The sequence below is a fragment of the Paenibacillus sp. NPDC093718 genome (genome assembly GCF_050279985.1).
Classification (GTDB): domain Bacteria; phylum Bacillota; class Bacilli; order Paenibacillales; family Paenibacillaceae; genus Paenibacillus_AQ.
Map to the genome: position 1 here is coordinate 1 of NZ_JBNNUS010000006.1, position 24,074 is coordinate 24,074.

At 50.4% G+C, this 24,074-nt stretch carries 22 protein-coding genes; 21 read left to right on the forward strand and 1 reads right to left on the reverse strand.

The features are described from left to right. Nucleotides 1-843: 843 nt before the first annotated feature. From ACQKPA_RS18345 to holA, 4 genes are all read left to right on the forward strand, one after another. Entirely contained in the window at nucleotides 844-1,695 is an 852-nt protein-coding gene (locus ACQKPA_RS18345; RefSeq protein ID WP_427494353.1) for a ComEC/Rec2 family competence protein, read from the forward strand. 183 nt (nucleotides 1,696-1,878) lie between these two features. Next, nucleotides 1,879-2,427 (forward strand): RNA polymerase sigma factor, encoded by a 549-nt coding sequence (locus tag ACQKPA_RS18350; protein WP_036644490.1) that lies wholly within the window; start codon nucleotides 1,879-1,881, stop codon nucleotides 2,425-2,427. Beyond that, nucleotides 2,424-3,692: a zf-HC2 domain-containing protein gene (locus tag ACQKPA_RS18355; protein ID WP_427494007.1), complete on the forward strand. Its 1,269-nt coding sequence runs from the start codon at nucleotides 2,424-2,426 to the stop codon at nucleotides 3,690-3,692. The genes ACQKPA_RS18350 and ACQKPA_RS18355 overlap by 4 nt, the downstream gene beginning before the upstream one ends. Before the next feature lie 290 nt (nucleotides 3,693-3,982). After that, nucleotides 3,983-5,002, forward strand: a complete 1,020-nt coding sequence (gene holA / locus ACQKPA_RS18360; protein WP_427494008.1) for a DNA polymerase III subunit delta — start codon at nucleotides 3,983-3,985, stop codon at nucleotides 5,000-5,002. Nucleotides 5,003-5,229: 227 nt separating this feature from the next. Here holA and rpsT read toward each other — a convergent pair whose 3' ends face one another. Beyond that, the gene (rpsT, locus tag ACQKPA_RS18365) at nucleotides 5,230-5,502 is read right to left on the reverse strand and encodes a 30S ribosomal protein S20 (RefSeq protein WP_053489175.1); all 273 of its coding nucleotides are present in this window, start codon (nucleotides 5,500-5,502) and stop codon (nucleotides 5,230-5,232) included. 162 nt (nucleotides 5,503-5,664) lie between these two features. Here rpsT and gpr point away from each other — a divergent pair, with 162 nt between their 5' ends. The 17 genes from gpr to mtaB all read left to right on the forward strand — a co-directional run bounded on the left by gpr (nucleotide 5,665) and on the right by mtaB (nucleotide 24,012). Beyond that, the gene (gene gpr, locus ACQKPA_RS18370; RefSeq protein ID WP_113058322.1) at nucleotides 5,665-6,666 is read left to right on the forward strand and encodes a GPR endopeptidase; all 1,002 of its coding nucleotides are present in this window, start codon (nucleotides 5,665-5,667) and stop codon (nucleotides 6,664-6,666) included. 164 nt (nucleotides 6,667-6,830) lie between these two features. Then, nucleotides 6,831-8,207, forward strand: coding sequence for a stage II sporulation protein P (locus ACQKPA_RS18375; protein WP_427494009.1), 1,377 nt, complete (start codon nucleotides 6,831-6,833; stop codon nucleotides 8,205-8,207). A 55-nt stretch (nucleotides 8,208-8,262) separates the two neighbouring features. After that, complete coding sequence (locus ACQKPA_RS18380; RefSeq protein WP_427494010.1) at nucleotides 8,263-8,670, forward strand: hypothetical protein; 408 nt, start codon at nucleotides 8,263-8,265, stop codon at nucleotides 8,668-8,670. An 88-nt stretch (nucleotides 8,671-8,758) separates the two neighbouring features. Continuing rightward, complete coding sequence (gene lepA / locus ACQKPA_RS18385) at nucleotides 8,759-10,576, forward strand: translation elongation factor 4 (protein ID WP_127592130.1); 1,818 nt, start codon at nucleotides 8,759-8,761, stop codon at nucleotides 10,574-10,576. A 204-nt stretch (nucleotides 10,577-10,780) separates the two neighbouring features. After that, on the forward strand, nucleotides 10,781-11,947 hold the full coding sequence (gene hemW, locus ACQKPA_RS18390; RefSeq protein WP_427494011.1) for a radical SAM family heme chaperone HemW: 1,167 nt from the start codon (nucleotides 10,781-10,783) through the stop codon (nucleotides 11,945-11,947). Nucleotides 11,948-12,023: 76 nt separating this feature from the next. Continuing rightward, nucleotides 12,024-12,485 (forward strand): N-acetyltransferase, encoded by a 462-nt coding sequence (locus ACQKPA_RS18395; RefSeq protein WP_427494012.1) that lies wholly within the window; start codon nucleotides 12,024-12,026, stop codon nucleotides 12,483-12,485. A gap of 108 nt (nucleotides 12,486-12,593) precedes the next feature. Beyond that, nucleotides 12,594-13,628, forward strand: coding sequence for a heat-inducible transcriptional repressor HrcA (gene hrcA / locus ACQKPA_RS18400; protein WP_071222916.1), 1,035 nt, complete (start codon nucleotides 12,594-12,596; stop codon nucleotides 13,626-13,628). Nucleotides 13,629-13,641: 13 nt separating this feature from the next. After that, nucleotides 13,642-15,183 (forward strand): TCP-1/cpn60 chaperonin family protein, encoded by a 1,542-nt coding sequence (locus ACQKPA_RS18405; protein WP_427494013.1) that lies wholly within the window; start codon nucleotides 13,642-13,644, stop codon nucleotides 15,181-15,183. Between the two features lie 63 nt (nucleotides 15,184-15,246). Continuing rightward, nucleotides 15,247-15,858, forward strand: coding sequence for a nucleotide exchange factor GrpE (gene grpE, locus ACQKPA_RS18410; RefSeq protein ID WP_427494014.1), 612 nt, complete (start codon nucleotides 15,247-15,249; stop codon nucleotides 15,856-15,858). Nucleotides 15,859-15,945: 87 nt separating this feature from the next. Continuing rightward, nucleotides 15,946-17,787, forward strand: coding sequence for a molecular chaperone DnaK (dnaK, locus tag ACQKPA_RS18415; protein ID WP_113058331.1), 1,842 nt, complete (start codon nucleotides 15,946-15,948; stop codon nucleotides 17,785-17,787). 93 nt (nucleotides 17,788-17,880) lie between these two features. Beyond that, on the forward strand, nucleotides 17,881-18,999 hold the full coding sequence (gene dnaJ, locus ACQKPA_RS18420; protein WP_427494015.1) for a molecular chaperone DnaJ: 1,119 nt from the start codon (nucleotides 17,881-17,883) through the stop codon (nucleotides 18,997-18,999). Between the two features lie 233 nt (nucleotides 19,000-19,232). After that, nucleotides 19,233-19,604, forward strand: coding sequence for a hypothetical protein (locus ACQKPA_RS18425; protein ID WP_427494016.1), 372 nt, complete (start codon nucleotides 19,233-19,235; stop codon nucleotides 19,602-19,604). A 46-nt stretch (nucleotides 19,605-19,650) separates the two neighbouring features. After that, nucleotides 19,651-19,851, forward strand: a complete 201-nt coding sequence (locus ACQKPA_RS18430) for a YfhD family protein (protein WP_427494017.1) — start codon at nucleotides 19,651-19,653, stop codon at nucleotides 19,849-19,851. A gap of 299 nt (nucleotides 19,852-20,150) precedes the next feature. Beyond that, the gene (prmA, locus tag ACQKPA_RS18435; RefSeq protein WP_427494018.1) at nucleotides 20,151-21,128 is read left to right on the forward strand and encodes a 50S ribosomal protein L11 methyltransferase; all 978 of its coding nucleotides are present in this window, start codon (nucleotides 20,151-20,153) and stop codon (nucleotides 21,126-21,128) included. A 2-nt stretch (nucleotides 21,129-21,130) separates the two neighbouring features. Further along, nucleotides 21,131-21,823: a site-2 protease family protein gene (locus ACQKPA_RS18440; protein WP_427494019.1), complete on the forward strand. Its 693-nt coding sequence runs from the start codon at nucleotides 21,131-21,133 to the stop codon at nucleotides 21,821-21,823. 72 nt (nucleotides 21,824-21,895) lie between these two features. After that, nucleotides 21,896-22,666, forward strand: coding sequence for an RsmE family RNA methyltransferase (locus ACQKPA_RS18445; protein WP_427494020.1), 771 nt, complete (start codon nucleotides 21,896-21,898; stop codon nucleotides 22,664-22,666). A 2-nt stretch (nucleotides 22,667-22,668) separates the two neighbouring features. Next, on the forward strand, nucleotides 22,669-24,012 hold the full coding sequence (gene mtaB, locus ACQKPA_RS18450) for a tRNA (N(6)-L-threonylcarbamoyladenosine(37)-C(2))-methylthiotransferase MtaB (RefSeq protein ID WP_194541629.1): 1,344 nt from the start codon (nucleotides 22,669-22,671) through the stop codon (nucleotides 24,010-24,012). Nucleotides 24,013-24,074 lie beyond the last annotated feature (62 nt).

Here is a 24,074-nt window from a genome sequence, read left to right on the forward strand (position 1 = left end):
CAAGTGGCATCGGGCGAGCAGTTTGGATGGGGGATTGAGATCCGGCCGATCAATTACTTTGAATCGAGAGACTAGAATCAACTGTTTTACGGAAAAGATCGTTCAATATATGAAAGTAAGGGCCATTCCGCAAGGAGTGGCCTTAAAAAGTTGCCGTTACAGTCAGTGCGGAGATCCCTTCCATAAATGACAGGTGAGGTCATTACGCTAACGGGAAACGTTAGTTGAAAAATCAATGAGCAATCTGTAGTTTTGTAGACTGCTCATTTTTCGTTGAGTTATCCATTTGTGTGTAAAGATACCAAGATCATACTGAAGTGCTCATCACGTATTGGAAGCATAAGTTTGCCATGAGTTTTTGGAAGCATAAGTTTACCAAATGGCAAACTTATGGGTTAAGTCGCACACAGTTTCTGGTAATATTCGGACAAGAGTCGCCGAAAATGTTGATTGTGATGCTATCGATCGCCATATTAAGAAGTTAAAAGGTATCGAATGGTCCTGCGATGGTCCATGAAGTATGTTAAGGGGTTGAACGGTTCAAAATCCCTTGCCTCAGAATTAAAGGAGCAAATATTGAGCTAAGTAGGGGCTGTCCCACAGTCATGTAAATGACGTAGGGCCAGCGCCATAATGTTGATTTCTTGGTAAAGGATAATTGATCGTTAAATCTGTTTGGAGAACCCCGCTTTTCAGATGGATGTTGATAAATAAAATATGTAATTGTCTAAGTTAATTTCAACCAATTAAATCAAAAAAACGAGAAATTTTAATACAGACTTAGTTATTACTATAAATAATATTTTTTCTCAAAAAAAACCTTGCATATAACAAGGAGATTCGATCCTGGTAACAACACCTGAGGGCAAGCATATTCTCATTGACGGTGGTGGGACGGTGAATTTTCGTAAGGAAAAGGATGCTTGGAAGGAAAGGAGGGCCCCGTATGAGGTGGGAGCGAAGGTGGTGGTTCCGTTGTTGAAAAAACGGGGCGTGCACCAGCTTGAGGCTGTCATCATGTCCCATGGAGACCAGGATCATATAGGCGGACTTCAGGCTGTCTTGCAGGAAATCCCGGTAAAATCAGTTGTGTTCAACGGGACCTTGACCAACTCCGCTTCCTTCCGGAAGTTGATGTTAACCGCCGTACAGCAGCGCATTCCCATATACGAGGCTGGAGTGGATCGGGAAGTATGGAAGTTTGACAGTCATACGGAAATCCAATTTTTAGCGCCTATTTTCCCAGAAAGTGGGGAAATCATAAAACCATTACCGTTGATTAAGGAGCAGAATCATGCTTCACTAGTATTTGTCCTTCAAATGAACGGCAGCCGGATTTTATTTACGGGTGACACAGACCAAGCTGCCGAACATAAAATATTGCTGTATCTGGAGGAACGTTCTTCACAAGATGATATCATTTCACGGATTGCTGCTGCCGGTGACCGCATCGATGTCATGAAGGTTGCCCATCACGGTAGCAAAACCTCGACATCCGCGCTATGGCTGAATGCATGGAAGCCGAAGGCAGCGGTTATTTCCGCTGGCGTCAACAATATGTACGGCCACCCTCATCCGGATGTGGTAGGACGGCTGGAACGTTCCTCGAATCTCATCTATCAGACCAATCTTCACGGTGAAATACAGATGAGGATCAAGGATGGACATATTGACACGCGTACGAAGCTACCTTGAATAAACAGCCCGTCCTTGGGACATCGATTCGTAGTATGATCTTTTATAGGAAAATGCAGCGGTGACTATCATCTTTATATTTGGTATAGTTAGATGAAGTTTCTAAAAAAATAATAGGTTACATACTGCAACATTTTTTTTATTCTATCCGTCTGTATGTATGCAGGGAGAGGGGGATCCACTGTGGTGGAGCAGGGACTCATAAGAGCCGCTCAATCGGGCGATCGCGACGCTCTAATCACCCTATTGCGAGAAATTGAGCAACATGTTTACCGAACTGCTTATTACATTTTAAACAATGAACAGGATGCCATGGATGCAGCCCAGGAAGCACTTATACGTGTGTATACGAAGATTAACTCCTATGAGGAGAAGGCTCAGTTCAAAACTTGGGTCCAGCGGATTGTCACCAACATATGCATTGATAAATTCCGCAGGACAAAGCCGACGGTTTCCATCGATGAACATGATCTGGTGTTTCGGGATAATCTCGATGTAGAGCGGGAAGTGATGTCGGGATATCTGGCTCAGGATATTCAGGAAGCCATTAATCAACTGCCGGACCATCATCGCACGGTCATTGTCTTAAGGTATTTGCAGGATCTATCCTACAACGAAATCGCTGATTGTCTGAACCTCCCGCTCAATACGGTGAAATCCTATTTGTTCAGGGCTAGGCAGCAGCTGCAGAATATGCTCCAAGAGCATCAGAAAGGTGGTGTATCAGGATGAATTGCCAAGAGGTGGTGGAACGTATGCACCGGTATTTGGACCGGGATCTCACGTCGGAGGAGACGGCCCAAATGTATCAGCATATTGCCATATGCCCCATGTGTGCGGAGACCTTTAATATATTGAAGTCATTGAACAGAGAGCTTGAGGATCTTCCGGCCGTAACCCCGCCTGTCAGTCTGGTAGACGCTATCATGCCTAGACTGGATGCCATTGACCGTGATCGCCAGAACCTTGTCGTACCTCCAGCACTGAAAAGCCAGGAGCCAGCCGAAATGATGCCGGAAATGCGGCGTCCGCGACGTGCGGGCAGTTGGTGGAGCACGATTGGCGGTAGAACTGCTATCGGGGCCGCCGCGGCTGTACTTATTCTTGGTGTAGCGATCTTTAATAATGAACCGAAGATGTTATCCGATGCGGAGATTCCATACGAAGAGGCTAGCACGACCAGTGCCGGGGCGAATGACGAATCGGCTGCGACGCAGAGTCAGGAAATGGCTCAGCCGTTTGCCGCCGAAGGCGGCACGGAGACGGGTGGCGAATCGAATGAGGGAAACGATGCTTCCGCAAGTCCGCGGAGTTCGCCATCGGAATCGTCATCGGAAGCCAATTCCGACACTGCCCCGGATGATACGAAGGCAACACAAGAGCCATCGGATGCGGCTAACGGTACTAAAAAAGATGTCACAGCACCCGATACTTCGGTCCAAAGGAAAGATGATGGGGAGCCTCAAGCGTTAGACAAACCTGCAACGAGCAACAATGAGGTGCCAAAAAACAATACCGCAAGTCCGTCTGACCCTCCCGCCAGTGAACCTGAGCAGGGCTCTGAGACCATGGATGCCCAGACTTCGCCTACGGAATCGGCAGATACCACGTCAGAGATGCTGCCTCCAACCAGCGATCCTTCCGGCGATGCAGGCACGGGAAGCACCGAATCATCCGACAGGTCAACCGGATCGTACCAAGGACTGGCGATGGTACCGGAACAGTGGTCGTCCCCGGACGGACTCTACCGAGCTTCGCTTGAAGCTGATCATCTGATTATCTATCGCCTGCCAACGGGAAGCCAAACTTCGCCTGAGGAGGTTGAAACGGTTGAGACGATCCCGCTCGGCGGAAGCTGGGTATCCGGTCAATGGTCAGAGGACGGCTTAACGTTTAAGTACAAGGTGCAGACCCATAACGAACTGGTTGAATCCGTTTATTCCATTGAGAAGTCTCAGTCACCTGCGTCTACGGAGCAGAAGCAACCTAAACAATAGAAATGTTCAGAGATATATATACAATCGGTGCACCAATGCCGGGAGATATGAATACACTATATATTAGAGAGAGCATGATACCAACTACCGTCGTATGACCGGCGGCGAGGTGTTTCTAGAGCATACTTGCCGGCGTTTATATAGATGTGTTGGGACGAAGGGACCTTGCCGCTGCCAAAAGCCGAGGTCTCTTTGTTTTCGTGTGGGCGATTTTATTTTTATGCTTGTCGTCTATCGCATTCAGGCACTCTTTTTTGGTATAGTGTACAGAGTAGAAAGGGGGGACGCCGATGGATGCCAAAGCGGCGGCCAAGGCGGTTAAGCAGGGAGATGTGTCTGCCGTTTATTTGTTGTATGGCAGCGAGAAATTTCAAATGAAGGAATTCGCTGAATTTCTGGAAGCCCAGCTGATCCCGAAAGAAGACCGTGATTTTGCCCTTGTTCATATGGATTTAGGGGAAGTTCCGATTCAAACCGTTGTTGAAGAAGCGGAGACGGTTCCTTTTATGGTTCAAAAAAAACTGATCATGGTCAGGGATACGGCTTTTTTTACCGCAGCAAAAGATAACGGGAAAGTGGATCATCGTCCAGAGGCTCTGCTGGACTATTTGACCAATCCTGCTGATTATAGTGTGATTGTCTTTATGGTTGGACAAGAAAAGCTGGATGAACGCAAAAAGGTAGTCAAGGCAGTCAAGAAATCGGGGGTTGCTTTGTCCTTCATGCCTTTGGGCGGGGAGGATTTGCTTCGCTGGGTGGACAAGCAGGTAAAGAAAGGCGACTGCACGCTGCGTGAAGGTGCGGCGGAGGCGATCGTGCGAAATGCGGGAACCAGCCTTCAGGCATTATCAGGTGAGATCGAAAAGCTGTGCTTATATGCTGGCGCTGGCGGAGTGATTGATGTCGCAACCGTGGATATGCTGGTGGCGCGCAGCACGGAACAGAATGTATTTGCACTTGTAGAGGATATTGCGAATCTCCGATTGGACAAGGCGCTTGGAATCTATTACGAACTGCTGAAACAGCGCGAGGAGCCGATCAAGATTGCGGCGCTGATTACCAGACAGTTCCGGATTATTCTGCAGGTGAAGACTCTATCCACCCAGAGCTACTCGCAGCAGCAAATTGCTTCCCAGATCGGATTGCATCCCTATGCGGTGAAGATTGCGGGCGAGCAGGCCCGCAAGTTTGAAACGGCGCGCCTTGAAGGCATACTGAACCATCTGGCGAATCTGGATTACCAGATGAAGACCGGGGCCGTGGATAAGGTGCTGGGCATTGAATTGTTTTTGCTGCGGCTTGGGGCTTAAGCTATCCGCAACTAGTTAAGAGCGTACGGCTGCGGGAGCAGTCGTACGCTCTTTTTCTTTAGAGATCAGAAAGCATGGATAACAGAGGCTCGCCAACCTGATCTCGCAAGAATATCCGCTATATGAGGTTGTCTACCGAGAGAGCATGCCGATCAACGTACCACAAAAAGCCCTGAGCAGCGTGAACTGTTCAGGGCTTTTTCCATGTCGTATTCAACAAACGTTACTTACGCTTGGGACGTAAGAGCGTTCAGTCTTTTCGCCAGACGGGACTTTTTGCGGGCAGCTGCGTTCTTATGGATCAGGCCCTTCGTAACGGCTTTATCAAGCTTCTTGGAAGCAGCTTGGAAAGCAACTTTAGCAGCTTCGATTTCTGTACCGTTCAACGCTACGTCAGCAGTTTTAACAGCTGTGCGAAGCGCGGATTTTTGAGAAATGTTAAGCGCGTGGCGTTTGTCACTTGTCTTTACACGTTTAATCGCGGATTTGATGTTTGGCATTACATTCACCTCCTGTAAGGCATTTCAATAGAGCGAAATGATTCACAACTTAAAATATTTTAGCATGGGGGTGGACAAAAAGCAATACTCATTCGGACTTCTGCATAATCTCTCCCGTACTCTCGCACACTACTAGCAATATGAGGAGGAGTGTGAATTTAGATGGATCTGGATCTGCAAAAATATTCGGTCCGAACGGACCTGGCGGTGGAATCAAGAGAACTGGCGGGAGGAAAAGGCAGTGCGCCCATTCCTGGAGTAATGGAGGATGTGGTGCAGGAGGACGGAATCAAGATTACAAGGCTGGACGTGGAGAACGAAGCAGCCTCTACGCAAATCGGCAGAGTGAAGGGCCATTACGTCACGTTGGAGGTGCCCGATCTTCGCAAGGGGGATACGGAGCTTCAAGATCAGGTGTCCGTTGTCTTCGCCCGTGAGTTCGAGGCATTCATGTCCCGGATCGGGATCGGACCCAAGGCAAGCGTGCTCATTGTCGGGCTTGGCAACTGGAATGTGACGCCGGATTCGCTGGGACCGCTTGTGGTGGAGAACGTGATGGTGACCCGTCAGTATTTCGAGCTTATGCCGGATCGGGTCGCGCCAGGTTATCGTCAGGTTAGTGCCGTAGCGCCAGGCGTGCTCGGTCTGACAGGGATTGAATCAAGCGAAACGGTTCAAGGGATCGTGGAACAAATCCGTCCAGACCTGATCATCGCCATTGACGCTCTGGCTTCGCGTTCGCTGGAGCGGGTGAATACGACCATCCAGATTGCGGATATCGGAATCCACCCGGGCTCTGGCGTCGGCAATAAACGCAAGGGATTGACACAGGAGATTCTTGGGGTTCCCTGCATTGCGATCGGCGTTCCAACCGTCTGCTATGCTTCTACCATCGTTAATAATGCGATTGAGCTCATGAAGTCCCATTTTGGCGAAGGTGCGCCGGAGACGGGCAAGATTATGGGCATGCTCCATGATATACCCGAAGGTGAGCGTCTTGCGTTGGTGAAGGAGGTTCTGGAGCCGCTGGGCCATGACCTTATCGTAACGCCCAAGGAGATTGACGAATTTATAGAGGACATCGCCAATATCGTGGCAACCGGCCTGAACGCAGCGCTGCATGAGGCTGTGGATCCCGGCAATGTAGGTGCGTACACGCACTAACCCGGTATAAAAGCTCCGAATCTATCGGAGCTTTTATATTTTTCATGGATCTAGTTCTATCGATTCTCCCCGGTTCATAGATTTGAAATATAAGAGATTACAGAGTCGCGGGAACGGCGGAATGATAGCCGGATAGGTCCCGGCGAACCGAGGAGGACATCGTTATGAACAATCGCAAGTTTCGCATCTGGAATATTGCCAGACTGAAACGGAAGGTCATGGAAGGTCTGAGCATGGGTCGAACGCTCATTATACTGATGCTAGGCTCTCTTATATTTTTTATTTTACTAGGGCTTGGAGGGATGGCGGAACAGCGGATGAATTCCTCGCCCGTGTCGTCAATGAAAGGATTGGCCGCTTCGTTATCCAGCCATTTTTTCATCGATATGATCGGCATGGAAATGCCGCATATGACGGCTTCCAAAGAGACCTCAAGCTTCTCCGGAGAGAAAATGTCGACCTTTGTCTTTGAACTGCTTACGAGCGTGAACCCGAGGGACCCGAAAAGCCTGCTTGCGGGCGAATTGCCCGGCATGAAGGCAAATCAACCGGTACAGCTGTCACATGGCTCCGGTAATGAGGATGGGGAAGCACCGGCGGATTACCGGCCGGATCCCGCCGAGGGGCAGGCGGAAGGCGACCCTGCCGATGCCGGGGAAGAGCCGCCGCAAGGCGGTCGGGGAAATATCGGCAATGAAGGCAATGGCGAGGATGTCCCGGATCAGGGCGCGGAGGACGAGCCTGGCAGTAAGAATGACCCTGGAAGCACCTCCAAGGATGGAAAGTCTACGAATGGAAAGAAAGCCGTGCTCATCTATCATTCGCACCCGCAGGAAGCATATAACCCGCTGCTCACGCATCCTTCCGATAATCCGGGGGCGGTATCCCCGAGCAAGAACGTCATGCTGGTGGGCAGCTTCCTGAGTAAAAGACTTGAGGCCAACGGAATTGGCACCCTGCATGATAAAAGTGACTATCAATCTACCATTGAAGGATACAATTACAACTTTTCTTATAAATACTCGCGCCAGATGGTCATGGAGGCCATGTCCCAGAACGACGGCATTAATTACCTGATTGATATCCATCGGGATTCGCAGCGTTATAACAAAACGACGGCCACCGTAAACGGCGTTAACTACGCCAAGGTTTACTTCATCATCGGACATGCGAACGAGAATTGGAGACAGAACGAGGCGTTTGCAAGCAAAATCAATGCCAAGCTGGAACAGTCCTATCCCGGGGTATCTCGGGGCGTGTGGGGCAAATCGGCGGATCAAGGGAACGGGGAATATAATCAATCCCTGTCACCGAACAGCATCCTGATTGAAATCGGCGGCATTGATAATACGAAGGAAGAATTGCAGCGGACGGCTGAAGCGTTGGCGGACATCATTGCAGATGTGTACTGGCAGGAACAAGAGGCGGAAAAAGCCAGCGTGAAAAAAGACGATGATCAAACGAAGAAGCAGTCCGTTTCGGCGGCACCCAAGAGTGGAAACAAAAAAGGTACGGAGGATCAAGCAGCCAAAGCAGGTTAACACGGCGGCAACTGCGGAGCAAGAGTGAACGGGTAAATCGGGGAGGGACTCAGTGATGTCAAGGATGGGAAAACGGATTGTGGCTCTTATCATATGGACAGGCATCGGCATATTGGTCGGCATGCAGCTTGGCGGGGCAAAGGCGCCAGTACCGGGAGACGGTACCGGAGCCGCGCAAACTGTGCAGCAAGACCATATTCAGGATCCGCAAGGCGGGGCTGCCCAAGGGAACGGATGGGGAGGGACACGCAAGAACCCTCCCGTATCAGAGTCCGCTGTTCTAGAACAAGACGCTCGTAAGACACTGTCCGAATATGAGCCTACGCCTAGCGACATCCTGCTTCCCGAACGCTCGCAGCCGCCTGCCGATGTGCTTGCCGATAAGACGGCAGGACTGCTCCAGCAGCTGTCTGACAAAAGCATACGCTGGGTCGTGTCGATGTTCGGATCAATCACGGAATAAATTCACCTTTATTCTCAGCATTGCTGTGCATCCCCTCAACTGGTATAATAAGTTGATTCAAACATCTGGTGGTTGTTGGGGGTAAGGCATGACAGACGCACAAGTTAGACAACAAAAAATTCGTAATTTCTGTATTATTGCACATATAGACCATGGGAAATCGACGCTTGCTGACCGAATCTTGGAATTTACGGGTGCATTAACTACGCGTGAAATGCAAGAGCAGGTACTGGATCAGATGGATCTGGAGAGAGAGCGCGGGATTACCATCAAGCTGCAGGCCGTTCGCCTGAATTACAAATCCGATGACGGCGAGGAGTATATATTGAACCTGATTGATACTCCAGGGCACGTCGACTTTACTTATGAGGTATCCCGAAGCCTGGCCGCTTGTGAAGGCGCGCTGCTCGTAGTGGATGCTGCACAGGGAATTGAAGCGCAGACATTGGCCAACGTATATTTGGCACTGGATAACAATCTTGAAATTCTGCCCGTCATTAACAAAATTGACCTGCCAAGCGCCGATCCCGAGCGGGTGAAGCAGGAAGTTGAGGATGTCATCGGACTGGATGCCAGCGATGCCGTATTAGCTTCTGCCAAGGCGGGAATCGGAATCAAGGAAATTCTGGAGCAGGTGGTTCAGAAAGTTCCTGCGCCAACAGGCGATTCGGAAGAACCGTTGAAAGCGCTGATTTTCGACTCCCATTATGATCCTTATAAAGGTGTCATCGTATATGTCCGCGTTATTGACGGAAGTATCAAAGCCGGCTCCAAGATCAAGATGATGGCCACCGGCAAAACCTTCGAGGTCATTGAGGTGGGGGCGTTTAAGCCGCGCATGTCCATCGTGGACGAGCTTAACGTCGGAGATGTCGGTTTCATCGTGGCTGGCATCAAGAGCGTTGGCGATACGCAGGTCGGTGATACGGTAACGGATGCCAAGCGTCCGACGGCCCAGCCGCTCCCGGGTTACCGCAAAATCAACCCGATGGTATTCTGCGGTCTGTATCCAATCGAAACGTCAGACTACAATGATCTGCGCGAGGCGCTCGAGAAGCTGCAGCTTAATGATGCATCGCTAAGCTTTGAGCCGGAGACATCCAGCGCGCTCGGATTCGGTTTCCGTTGCGGATTCCTGGGCCTGCTGCACATGGATGTCATCCAGGAGCGGATTGAACGAGAGTTTAACATACCGCTGATTACGACTGCGCCTAGCGTTATTTACCGCATTACGCTGACGAACGGAGAGCAGATCCAGATCGATAATCCGTCTCATTATCCTGAGGTGGGCAAGGTCGATTATGTCGAAGAGCCTTATGTTAAAGCAGGTATTATCGTTCCGAACGATTATGTCGGAGCGATCATGGAACTCTGCCAGAATAAACGCGGCGAATTCGTAAACATGGAATACCTGGACACAACGCGCGTCACCATTACCTATGAAATTCCGCTGTCGGAAATCGTGTATGATTTCTTCGACCAGTTGAAATCGAGCACCAAAGGATATGCTTCATTCGATTACGAGCTGTCCGGGTACCGTCGATCCAACCTGGTCAAAATGGACATTTTGCTCAATGCAGAGCAAGTGGATGCCTTGTCCTTTATCGTGCATAAGGACCGTGCATATCACCGCGGGCGGGCGATTTGCGAGAAGCTGCGCGAGCTGATTCCTCGTCAAATGTTCGAAGTGCCGATTCAAGCTTCAGTCGGTACCAAGGTTGTGGCCCGTGAAACGGTTAAAGCGATGCGCAAAAACGTTCTTGCCAAGTGTTACGGCGGTGACATCTCCCGTAAACGGAAACTCCTTGAGAAGCAGAAGGAAGGTAAGAAACGGATGAAGCAAGTCGGCAGCGTTGAAGTGCCGCAGGAAGCCTTTATGGCAGTGCTGAAAATCGACGACAAGTAATTTTGCATAGGAACGTCGGGCCCAAGAGTTAACGGACTAGGCTGTCCTACGTATATAGTCTTATGGAGTAAATGATGGGAAAGCCGATTCTCGGCTTTCCTTTCTTTCATTCCAAGAGGCATAGCGTTATAGTATAGAAGGAACTTCCGAGAAGTTACTTAAAGTAAGTCATGCCAGAGGTGTGCTTGAGGGGGCAAGAAAAGAATGACGGCAAACGATCAACGGACGGAAGCGGTGTACATCCACATTCCGTTTTGTACCAATAAATGTTTTTACTGCGACTTCAATTCCTACGTGTTGAAGGATCAGCCGGTAATGGATTATCTGCGCGCGCTGGATAAGGAAATGGAGCTGACCGTTCAGGCCAACCCGCCTGGACGAATCAAAAGCATATTTGTAGGCGGCGGGACTCCAACGGTGCTGAAGCCGAATGAAATGGAATACTTCTTGCAGAGCGTGAAACGCCATTTTCCGGAATGGTCCGATGACATTGAATTTTCGATGGAAGCGAATCCCGGCACCACGGATTTGGAGAAGCTGTCCGTCATGCGCGAAGGCGGCGTTAACCGCATCAGCTTCGGGGTGCAGGCCTTCCAGAACAGCTTGCTGACCGGCATCGGCCGGATTCATGATACGGATGATGTGTATCGAAGTCTAGAGAACGCCAGAAGAGCAGGCTTTGATAACATGTCCATCGATTTGATGTTCGGGCTTCCGAACCAAACCTTGGACATGCTTGCGGAAAGCGTGGATAAGGCGCTGGAGCTTGGACTCCCCCATTATTCAATCTACAGCCTGAAGGTTGAAGAAAATACGCTGTTCCATACGATGTACCAGCGAAACCAGCTGCCGCTTCCGGATGAGGAGGACGAGCTGAATATGTATCTTCTATTAATGGAGCGGATGCAGGCTGCCGGATATAAACAGTATGAGATCAGTAATTTTGCCAAACCCGGCTTTGAGAGCCGGCATAATATGACGTATTGGCGCAACGAGGATTATTATGGCTTGGGCGCGGGAGCGCACGGATACATCGGTCGTCAGCGACATGTGAACATTAAAGGCGTCAACCCATATAATGAAGCAGCGAATAAGGGACTTCCGCGATTGGATAGCTTTGAGGTATCAAGGGAAGAAGCGATGGAGGATTTCCTCATGGTCGGGCTCCGAGTCCTGGATGGCGTTTCGCGCAGCCGGTTCCGGCAGCAATTCGGGATTTCCATGGAAGAGGTATTCGCCGGCCCGCTGAATAAAATGGTAGGTGCGGGTCTTCTCGATTCCACGGATGACGGATATAAACTGAGCAGTAAAGGCATTCTGTTCGGCAACGATGTGTTTGCCGAATTTATAGGCAGCTTGTCAACAAATTAATCTATTGAACTTATATGCGCTCTGTTGTATATTTATTCATAACATGACGGAGCGTGTAAAGGGGAGACGGACAACAATGTCGGCGGTATGCAGAAAGGCGAAGTTAGAAGATGTCGAGCCGCTGTATCAGATGATTCAGGGTTATGCGGAGAAGGGGATTATGCTGCCCCGGTCCAAAAAAGTGCTGGAGAAACAAATCGGGGAATTCGTTGTGGCCGAATCCGAAGGGAACGTGATCGGCTGCGGTTCCTTGTGCCAGCTGGGAAATGATCTTGTGGAGATTCGTTCACTCGGCATCTCCGATGGTTATAAAGGGCAAGGAATCGGCTCCATGCTGGTGGATTCCCTTTTGGAAGAAGCGAAACGCCGCGAGCTTCCGAAAGTGATGGCCTTGACGTACGAGGTATCCTTTTTCATCAAAAACGGCTTTGCCGTCGTGGATAAGGAGATTTTCCCGGAGAAAGTGTGGACCGACTGCATTCACTGCAAGAAGCAGCATGCTTGTGACGAAATAGCTGTTCTTAAAGTACTGAACTGACTTGACAATCCTCAGGTCGGTTTGGTATTTTTGTTATATCGGTTAGCACTCGATGGCGATGAGTGCTAACGACAGTAAAATTAAGCAGTCAGCAAGGAGGGGAGCGACATGTTAACAGATCGTCAACGCATGATTTTGAATGCCATTGTGGATGACTATATCCGTTCTGCCGAGCCGGTTGGTTCTAGAAGCATTTCCAAACGCGGGGATGTCGGATACAGTCCGGCGACCATTCGTAACGAGATGGCTGATCTGGAGGAACTCGGATTTCTGGAGCAGCCTCATACATCAGCTGGACGAATTCCGTCACATAAAGGATATCGTTATTATGTTGATCATCTCACGTCGTCGTTTTCCTTGAACCCTGCGGAACTGCATATGATGAAATCCTTTTTTGCAGAAAAGCTGAACGTGATGGAGCAGATGATACAGCATACAGCCGGCATTCTGTCTCAGATGACTAATTACACTTCCATCCTGCTGGGACCGGAAGTTTTTCATACGTCTTTGCGTCATTTCCAGCTTCTTCCTCTCCATGAGGATCAAGCGGTAGCCATCATCGTAACCAGCACAGGGCAAGTCGAGAACAAGATTGTTTCGATTCCGCAGGGTGTGTCCGTTTCCGATCTGGAGCAAGTGGTAAATCTTCTGAACAAGAAGCTGGTCAACGTGCCTCTATATAAACTCAAGACCCGTTTGTATACGGAGATTGGCGAGGAAATGCAGCGGCATATTTCACATTATGAAGACCTCATGAGTATGCTGGATATCGCCCTTAACAATGAACCGGACCATCGCGGCGTATATCTTAGCGGCACGACCCACATGCTGAATCAGCCGGAGTTCAAGGATGTGGATAAGGTAAGGGAGATTTTCGAGCTTCTGGAACAGACACCCGCACTGTTGAAACTCATGGCTCCTGCTCCCGGTGAGCATGGCGTCCAAGTGAAGATCGGTACGGAAAATACGCATGAAGCGATTTCCAATTGCAGTTTGATCACTGCAACTTATTCGATAGATGGAAAAGCGCTCGGTTCGATTGGTATTCTCGGTCCTACAAGAATGGAATATGCACGGGTGATCGGCATCTTGAATGTGTTATCCCATGATCTGACGAAGCTGCTGTCACACTGGTACAAATAAAGGAGTGAGACAGATGAGCCAAGGACAACATAGCCAAGTGGACGGAGATGAACGTTATTCTACGCTATTAAACAACAGTAATGCCGTCCGGGCCGTCACGTCCGCTGTAGAAGGCACGCTTGGTCCCAAGGGGCTCGACGTGATGCTGGTAGGTCCCCGCGGCGAAGTGGTCATTACCAATGACGGGGTAACCATTCTGGATAAAATGGATGTTACCCACCCGGCAGCCCGCCTTCTTATTCAGGTGGCAAGAGCGCAGCAGGAGAAAATCGGCGACGGAACCACAACGGCTACCGTGCTTGCAGGCGCACTCGTGCAGGAAGGGGTTTCCCGCATCACCCGCGGGGTGCCTGCATCCAAGGTGGTGGAGGGGCTGCGTCAGGGAATCGAGAAGTCGATGGAGCTCTTAACAAAGCGGGTTCGGCTGATCGACGGATTGGATGATCCGCTGCTGGAACGGACGGTGTACGTTGCGGGGCGTGAACGGAAGGACATCGTGGAGCTGATAATGCAAGCTGCGCGAAAAGCGGGAATCACCCGTCTTCAGGATCCTTCCTACTCGCTGGCAGACAGTATAATTGCCCTGGAGAATGCCGAGAATGAAGTGTTTGAGGGAGTCCTGCTCCGGCAGCGGCCGATCTTCGCCCGCGAGTCCAAGTCTTATGACAATGCAAAGGTGTTGGTGCTGTTTGATTCTCTGGAGCCGGATGAGATCGATGAAGAGGCCCTCACAACCGAAGCCGGATTTGCGCAATATATGGATCTCCGAAAACTGTTCGCTTCAGATTTGGAGAGATTGTCCGAGCTGTCCGTAAAACTCATCCTGCTTGAAAAAGGCATCCACCCGGATGCGGAGCAGTTTTGCCTGGATCACGGCATGATGGTTGTGCCGCGCGTGTCCCGTGCGGATCTTCGCCGGGTAAGTGACATGACGGGAGCTACTCCCCTACGCCGCAAGGCGTTACATAAAGACTCGAAGGAGCTTGCGGTCCTTCTGGGTGATACCCCGCGTGTCGCTTATGATGAAGGCATCGAGAAAATCCGGCTGTCCTGCGGCAGCCAAGACAAGGACCGTATTGTGACGGTCATTGTTGGGGCAAGCACTTCGGAGGTCGTAGGCGAGGCGGCCAGAATCGCGGGAGATGCGGCCTCGGCACTGCAGGCTGCCGTTTCCGGAGGGGTGCTTCCGGGCGGCGGGACAAGCGAACTCGCGGTGTCCTACGAGTTGGAACGGATCCGGGAGGCTCAAAAAGGCATGGAAGCCTTCGGCATGGAAGCCGTTTCGGCGGCTCTGCGCAAGCCGATGTCGCAGATACTGCTCAATGCCGGTTACAATCCACTCGAGAAGATGGAAGAAGTGCGCGCAGCGCAAATCCGTGCCGACTCTGATTGCATGGGTATTGATTGCGACAGCGGCCGGGTTGTTGATTATGAGGAGCTGGGCGTGCTGGATCCCGCACCGGTTAAACTTCACGGCCTGCGGGCAGCCGGTGAAGTCGCAGCAGCCGTGCTGCGGATTCATCACGTCATCAAGATGAAAGAAATAGGCGAATAACGCTTAGGGTATAGAACAAATCACGGATAGACTGTTTTAGAATATGAAGGAGGTGAAGGCGTCTTGAATAATGAGCATAAGGATGCCGTTCAAGATACAGTTACAGAAGAAACGATGGAAGAAACTTTGGAGAACACGCCAAACACGGGTGAGAGCGGATCTGCGGAGGAAGCCGTAAATCCCGAACAGGAGATTCCTGTAACGGAATCGGCTGATGAAGCAGGTTCAGCAGAGCTTGAGAAGCTTCAGGCTGAGGTGCTGGAGCACCAGCAGCGTACCCTGCGAGTACAAGCGGATTTTGACAACTTCCGTCGTCGCACCCAGAAGGAGAAAGAAGATCTGGGCAAATATGCTTCTTCCAAACTGATTACGGAGCTTCTGCCCGTCATCGACAATTTTGAGCGTGCCCTTCAGGCATCCGAGGAGAACCCGGAGTTTGAATCCTTCTCCAAGGGAGTCAGCATGATTTTCCGCCAGTTGGAATCGGTCCTTGCTACCGAAGGCTTGACCGCGATGAAGAGTGTAGGCGAGCCGTTCAATCCGGAGTATCACCAAGCGATCATGCAGGTGGAAAGCGATGAATACGAGGAAGGCATCGTGGTTGAGGAAGTGCAGAAGGGGTACATGCTTAAAGATAAAGTGTTAAGACCTGCGATGGTTAAAGTGAGCATGTAAGCGACTTTCGATAGTCGTTTATCATATAAAAAATTTGATGAAGATCATGCGAGGATTCGTGTGAATGAATAAGGAGGAAATTTTTACATGAGCAAAGTTATTGGTATCGACTTAGGAACAACCAACTCCTGCGTAGCCGTAATGGAGGGTGGGGAAGCAGTAGTTATTCCGAATCCGGAGGGTGCTCGTACGACTCCATCCGTTGTCGGATTTAAGAAAGACGGCGAGCGTATCGTTGGGGATACAGCAAAACGTCAAGCGATCACCAACCCGGATCGTACCATTATCTCTATTAAGCGTCATATGGGTACAAATCACAAAGAATCCATCGACGGCAAAGACTACACGCCGCAAGAAATCTCTGCTATCATTCTGCAGAAGCTGAAATCCGATGCGGAAGCCTATCTGGGCCAACCAGTAACCCAGGCGGTTATTACGGTTCCCGCATACTTTAATGACAGCCAGCGTCAAGCGACCAAGGATGCCGGTAAAATCGCGGGTCTTGAGGTGCTGCGTATCGTCAACGAGCCGACAGCTGCAGCATTGGCTTATGGCATGGAGAAATCCGAAGACCAAACCATCCTGGTATATGACCTTGGCGGCGGTACATTCGACGTTTCCATTCTTGAACTGGGCGATGGCTTCTTCGAAGTAAAAGCAACCAGCGGGGACAACCAGCTTGGCGGCGACGACTTTGACCAAGTGATCATTGACTACCTGGTAGCCGAATTCAAGAAAGAGCAAGGCATCGATCTCAGCAAAGACAAAGCTGCTGTTCAACGTCTGAAAGACGCTGCGGAAAAAGCGAAAAAAGAATTGTCCGGCGTACTGACAACCACGATTTCGCTGCCGTTCATCACCGTTGCTGACGGCGTGCCTCAGCATCTTGAGATCAACCTGACTCGTGCTAAATTCGAAGAATTGTCTGCTTCCCTGGTAGAGCGTACGCTTGGCCCTACTCGTCAAGCGCTTAGCGATGCGGGTTTGACCGCTAACGATATTCACAAAATCGTTCTTGTCGGCGGTTCCACTCGTATTCCTGCCGTACAGGAAGCGATTAAGAAATTGACAGGCAAAGAGCCTCACAAAGGCGTCAACCCTGACGAAGTGGTTGCGCTTGGAGCAGCCGTTCAAGCCGGCGTATTGACAGGTGACGTTAAAGACGTCGTGTTGCTCGACGTAACTCCGTTGTCCCTCGGTATCGAAACCGCAGGCGGCGTATTCACCAAAATGATCGACCGCAACACGACGATTCCAACAAGCAAATCCCAAGTATTCTCCACGTATGCCGATAATCAGCCGAGCGTTGAAATTCACGTGCTGCAAGGTGAGCGTGAAATGGCTGCAGGCAACAAAACGCTGGGACGCTTCATGCTTGGAGACATTCCTCCAGCACCGCGCGGCGTGCCGCAAATCGAAGTTACCTTCGACATCGATGCGAACGGGATCGTAAACGTGTCGGCGACGGATAAAGGTACTGGCAAGAGCCAGAAGATCACGATCACGTCCTCCAGCGGCTTGAGCGATGCTGAAGTTGAGCAAATGATGAAGGACGCTGAACTTCATGCCGAAGAAGACCGTAAACGCAAAGAGCTGGTAGAAGCTCGCAACAATGCGGACCAACTCGTATACACGACCGAGAAAACACTCAAGGATCTGGGCGACAAAGTCGACGCTTCCGAAGTGGAAAAAGCGAACGAAGCGAAAGACAAAGTGAAGAAGGCCCTTGAATCCGATAACCTCGAAGAGATTAACGCTTCGGTAGAGGAGTTGACTCAAATCGTACAGCAGCTGTCCGTTAAGCTGTATGAGCAAGCAGCACAACAAGAACAGCAAGGTGCTGAAGGTGCTGACTCCGGCGCTCCTAAGAAAGACAATGTCGTAGATGCAGATTACGAGGTTGTTGACGAAGATAAAAACAAAGGTTAATCTGAATAGATTGTATGGGAAGGTCAAAGCTGCGCATCTTCGCACTTTGGCTTTCCTTATGTAAAAGAGTAATAAAGAGATTGGGGTGAAACCGTGGCTGATAAGCGTGATTATTATGAGGTGCTCGGTGTCGGCAAGGATGCATCGGACGATGAGATCAAGAAGGCGTACCGCAAAATGGCTCGCCAATATCATCCGGACGTGAACAAAGCGGCTGACGCGGAAGCCAAATTCAAGGAAGTGAAAGAGGCTTACGATGTATTGAGCGATGGTCAGAAGCGTGCGCAATATGACCAGTATGGTCATATCGATCCGAACCAAGGCATGGGCGGAGGCGGTTTCTCCGGTGATTTCGGCGGTTTTGGAGATATATTCGATATGTTCTTTGGCGGTAATGGTCGCCGTGATCCGAGTGCGCCTCAGCGGGGGAACGATCTGCAATATACGATGACGGTTGAATTTAAGGAAGCGGTATTCGGTAAGGAAACGGATATTACCATCCCGAGAACGGAGACATGCGATACATGTCACGGCTCCGGTGCGAAGCCGGGCACGCAGCCGCATACATGTTCGGTGTGTAACGGCAGCGGGCAGCAAGAAGTCGTGCAAAATACGCCGTTTGGACGTATGGTAAACCGTCGCGCTTGCTCTAACTGTAACGGAACGGGGAAAATCATCAAGGACCGCTGCTCGACTTGTAACGGTAACGGTAAAGTGAAGAAGCAGCGCAAGATTCATGTTCGCGTGCCTGCCGGTGTGGACGACGGAGCTCAACTTCGCATGACAGGTGAAGGCGAAGGCGGTTTCCGCGGCGGCCCGGCCGGTGACTTGTATATCGTCATCCGCGTGAAGCCGCATGACTTCTTCGAACGCGAAGGGGACGACATTTATTGCGAAGTGCCGCTTACCTTCGCTCAGGCTGCGCTTGGCGACGAGATTGAGATCCCGACGTTGACGGAGAGAGTGAAGCTGAAGATCCCGGCCGGTACGCAGACGGGAACCTTCTTCCGCCTGAAAGGCAAAGGGGTGCCTCGGCTTCGCGGCATGGGACAGGGTGACCAGCACGTCAAGGTTGTGGTCGTTACGCCAAGCAAGCTGAGTGATGAACAGAAAGAGCTGCTTCGTCAGTTTGCTTCCTTAGATGGCGAACAGACCCATGAGCAGGAACAGTCTTTCTTTGACCGTGTAAAAAAAGCATTCCGCGGTGACTAATACAAACTTAAGGGGTTAACCCCCCCTCATAGCTTAAAGACAGCAGCAGGCTTAAGGTGATCAACCTTCGGCCTGCTGTTTTTTTTTATTTCTGGGGACGGAAGGGAGCTTTAGGTGGTCTGCCAGCTTAAACAGCCCGGTTCCTCAAGAATAAAACACTAGACGATGAAGCAACCTAGGGGAGTTCCATCTAGGAAGTTGCAATCTTGAATAGGAAATGCAGGTGAAATGAAGTGGCAGAGAAAAATATATTGGCGTATTTTAAAAGCCCGGAAGAAGCCCAGCATGCAGCCCGCAAATTGCAGTCGCTGCGCGTTGCCGATATGTCCATCGACCGGTTTAGCGCCGATCCCGGCGGGGAGCTCAACAATCCGATGAATCCGTTGACAGGCAACATTGCAAGCTTAACAACACTGACTTTAAATGCGGAAATTTCGGGCCCGGGAGCCGGAATTCTCGGGGCGGCGGATCCGTCCGCTAGCGGGATGAGCAGCGGCGGGGAGGACGGAACCGAAGGCCGGGATATTTTGCTGACGGTTGTACTGGACGAAGATGTATTCCCGCAAGCCATGCGGTTAATCGAAGAATCCGGCGGGATGATTTAAGGTAAGTATGGCTCTGATCTTATATTTTGGAAAGGAGAACGGCATCATGATGAGACGGGTAAAAAAAGGGAAAATCTCGAGCAAAACCGAGAAAATGATTGCGCTTCAATCCGCTAAGGCGGAGGATATTGAATTTTCGGCCATGGAAGCCGATCATGATGATGTGGAAGCGCTGCGCAGAAGCGAGGCGGCGGATGAACGCCAATTGAAGAAAATTCTCGATGAAACCAGTAAAAATGTAGATTAATCGTTATAGCTGCAGCGTATGGAAGAGCCCTCTTACCTTTCTAGATACATAGGTGGTAAGCAGGGCTTTTTGTTGAAGATATAAGATAGTATAAACTTCGGAGGATAACCATCCTTATTCCGCAAGTAAAACTTCCGCCATATGAGGACTGTCTTCTGAGAAAGTACGCTGATAGACTTATTCCGCATTTGACCGATTTGTAAGTAAAGTCCTCATGGTATTTTAGTACAAACTTTGTATCCGGGGTCCTCAATATAGTACAATAATATCTATGTATGAATGAGGAGGAACAGTAGCACATGTTATGGCATGAATTAACGATACATACCACGGAGGAAGCCGTGGAGATGATTACGAATTTCCTGCATGAGGCGGGAGCCGGAGGCGTTTCGATCGAAGAATCCGGTACGACAAACAAGAAGCGGGACACATCCCTTGGACAGTGGTTTGATGAGATCGTTCCGTTTAACGATATTCCTGAAGGGCAAGCCGTTATCAAAGGGTACTTTGATGAGACGGTTACCCTGGAAGCGATCCGTGATGAGATAGCGCCGCGCGTGAATGAACTGAAGGAATTCGGAATTGATACAGGTGAAGTCAGGTATGAGATGAAGACGGTCGATGAGAATGAATGGGCAACGGCCTGGAAGCAGTATTTCAAACCGATCCGTGTATCCGAGCGATTGACGATCAAGCCGACCTGGGAAGAGTACACGCCGGAATCCGATCAAGAATCGATTATTGAGCTGGACCCGGGCATGGCATTCGGCACAGGAACGCATCCGACGACTTCGTTATGCTTGCGCACACTCGAGATGGTGATCAAGGGCGGAGAGGAAGTCATAGATGTCGGGACAGGCTCTGGCATTCTCTCCATCGGCGCCGCGCATTTGGGAGCTTCGCGGATACTGGCTCTCGATCTGGACCCGGTTGCTGTATCCAGCGCAATGGAGAATACCCGTCTTAACGGCTTGGAAGATCGGATTACGGTCAAGGAAAGCGATCTGCTCTCTGTAATCACCAATCAATCCGATCCATCGGATCTGGGCGTGACGCTGCCGGTGCAAGTTGTAGTGGCTAACATTTTGGCTGAGGTCATCCTGTTGTTTGTAGACGATGTATACCAGGCTCTTCAGCCGGGAGGCGCTTATATCGCCTCGGGCATTTACAAGAACAAAGAAGAGATCGTAGAGAAGGCGCTGATTGCCTCCGGTTTCGAAATTGCCGACATCTGCCGCGAGGATGATTGGGTTGCGTTCGTGGCGAGGAAAAACTGATTATGGAGTTTTTGGACCAACTGTTATTTTATCCGCTGGAACAACTTCCTTTTTATCTGATTGCTTTAATTATTGCCTTTACCGTGCATGAATTCTCGCATGCCTATTTTGCGAATAAATTCGGAGACCCAACGGCCAAGCTGCTGGGAAGGGTTACACTGAATCCGGCGGTGCATTTTGATTTTCTGGGGATTATTCTCTTGCTGATTGCAGGATTCGGCTGGGCACGGCCGGTACCGATCAATCGTGGGAACTTTAGCAACCCGCGCCGAATGAGCATCATTGTGGCGGCGGTGGGTCCGCTGAGCAACCTTTTGCTGGGGATACTGGGGGCGCTCATTTATGCTGTTCTGTATCAAACAGGAATGATTCCTCCAGTCGGATTAACCAAGTCGGATCAAGCGGTGCATTTGTTCTTTAATATATTCATATTGCTCAACTTCTTTCTATGTCTGTTCAATCTTGTTCCATTGCCTCCGCTGGACGGCTACCGTATTCTGGAGAACGCGCTGCCTCCGCGTCTCAGTGCGAGGATTCAGAAGTTTGAGCAATGGTCGATCCTTTTCTTCCTGCTGATCATATTGTTGCCCGTGTTCCAGGATTATACGATCAAGCCCCTGTATGATGCGGCACATGCGCTGTCTTCCAAATTTTTGGACATGTTCATTATGATGACCGGCGGTTACCGGCTCTGATTTACTCTAGTCAGTTTGCACGAAAAGTTGTATGATGGGGTTTGGCGATTTTGGAGTTAGGTGAGGTTAAAGATGCAGCGATATTTTGTGACTCCCGCACAATTCGAGGGAGACCGTGTTGAGATTACGGGCGATGACGCCCGTCATATTACCAAGGTCATGCGTGGCAGGCTTGGTGATAAATTGATTGTAAGCGACGGGGCATCCCGCGAAGCCATGGTGGAGATTGAAAGCATCGAGGCGGCCAGTGTCGTTGCCGTTGTAATTGAACCCATGGAGATGACCCAGGAACCGCGTCTGCAAGTTAGCATCGCTCAAAGCTTGCCGAAAGGCGATAAGATGGAGACCGTCATCCAAAAGTGCACCGAGATTGGCGCGGTGTCCTTTGTGCCTTTTCTATCGGACCGAACGATTGTTCAGTACGATGCCAAGAAGGAAGGGAAGCGGCTGGAGCGCTGGCGCAAGATTGCGAAGGAGGCGGCTGAACAGGCGCATCGTAACCGGATACCGTCTGTTGAACAGCCTTTGTCGTGGAAAAATCTGCTTGCAGCGTTTTCCGGCTATGATGCCGTATATTTTTGTTATGAAAAAGAGCATGGCTCCCAGCTGAGGGACGTGCTGAAGCCTTTTGTAGAGCAGGCGCTGCCGAAATCGGCCGAGAAGGCCAGCCTGCTGCTGGTCGTTGGACCCGAGGGTGGCTTTACGGAAGAGGAATGCCGAGCGGCCGAAGATGCAGGAGCCGTATCCGTTGGACTTGGAAGGCGGATCCTACGCTGCGAGACTGCCGGCATGACGGCGCTTGCCTGCGCACTATATGAATCTGGAGAAATGGGGGGCGTTTGAACATGCCATCCGTAGCGTTTTATACGTTGGGTTGCAAAGTCAATTTTTACGATACCGAGGCCATCTGGCAATACTTCAAAAATGAAGGCTACGACCAGGTGGACTTCGAACAAACCGCAGATGTTTATTTGATTAACACCTGCCACGTTACCAATACAGGGGATAAGAAGAGCCGTCAGATGATCAGACGCGCGGTTCGCCGCAATCCCGAGGCCATCGTGGCTGTAACGGGCTGCTACGCCCAAACCTCGCCTGCAGAAATTCTGGATATACCGGGTGTGGATCTTGTGATCGGGAACCAGGATCGCGATAAAATCATGGATTTCATCCATGATATTGAAAAGACGCGTCAGCCGATTAATGCTGTTCGCAATATTATGAAGACCCGGGTATTTGAGGAAATGGACGTTCCGGATTTCGCGGAGCGCACTCGCGCATTTCTAAAAATCCAGGACGGCTGCAACAACTTCTGTACGTTCTGCATTATCCCTTGGTCCCGCGGTTTATCACGCAGCCGTGATCCGAAAAGCATCATCAAACAGGCGCATCAGCTGGTTGGAGCGGGTTATAAGGAAATCGTACTGACCGGTATTCACACAGGTGGATACGGAGATGATCTTGAAGATTACAGATTGTCCGATTTGCTGTGGGATCTTGACCGTGTAGACGGCTTGGAACGAATCCGCATCAGCTCCATCGAAGCAAGCCAGATCGATGAGAAGATGCTGGATGTGCTGAACCGTTCCAGTAAAATGTGCCGCCATCTTCATATTCCGCTGCAAGCGGGGGATGATACGGTACTGAAACGGATGCGCCGTAAATATACAACCGAAGAGTTCTATAACAAGATGGGCTTGATTCGTCAAGCGATGCCCGATGTAGGCATTACGACGGACGTTATCGTTGGCTTCCCTGGCGAAACCGATGAGATGTTCCGTAACGGCTATGACCTGATGAAGGCGATTCAGTTCTCCGAGATGCATGTATTCCCGTATTCGAAGCGTACCGGCACGCCGGCGGCACGGATGGAGGATCAGGTGGACGAGGAAGTGAAGAATGCACGTGTGCATGATTTGATTGACTTGTCGGAGCAGCTGCAGCTTGCTTATGCTGAACGTTTTGTGGGTCAGATTCTGGAAGTGATACCGGAGCGAGAGTACAAGGGTGCTCCTAACGGCGGAAAGATGCAGGGGTACAGCGATAATTACCTGCAGCTTGTATTCAACGGATCGCCTGATCTCGAAGGCAAACTGTGCCGCGTAAAAGTAACCAAAGCCGGTGTAAATGAATGCGAGGGTGAACTCCTCAGCGTCATGGATCATGGACTAAAGGCAGCTGCCCAGTAATTCCAATAGCGGCCATACCAGACAAGGATTTCATTTCCTGGCTACCGGAAGTGGAATCCTTG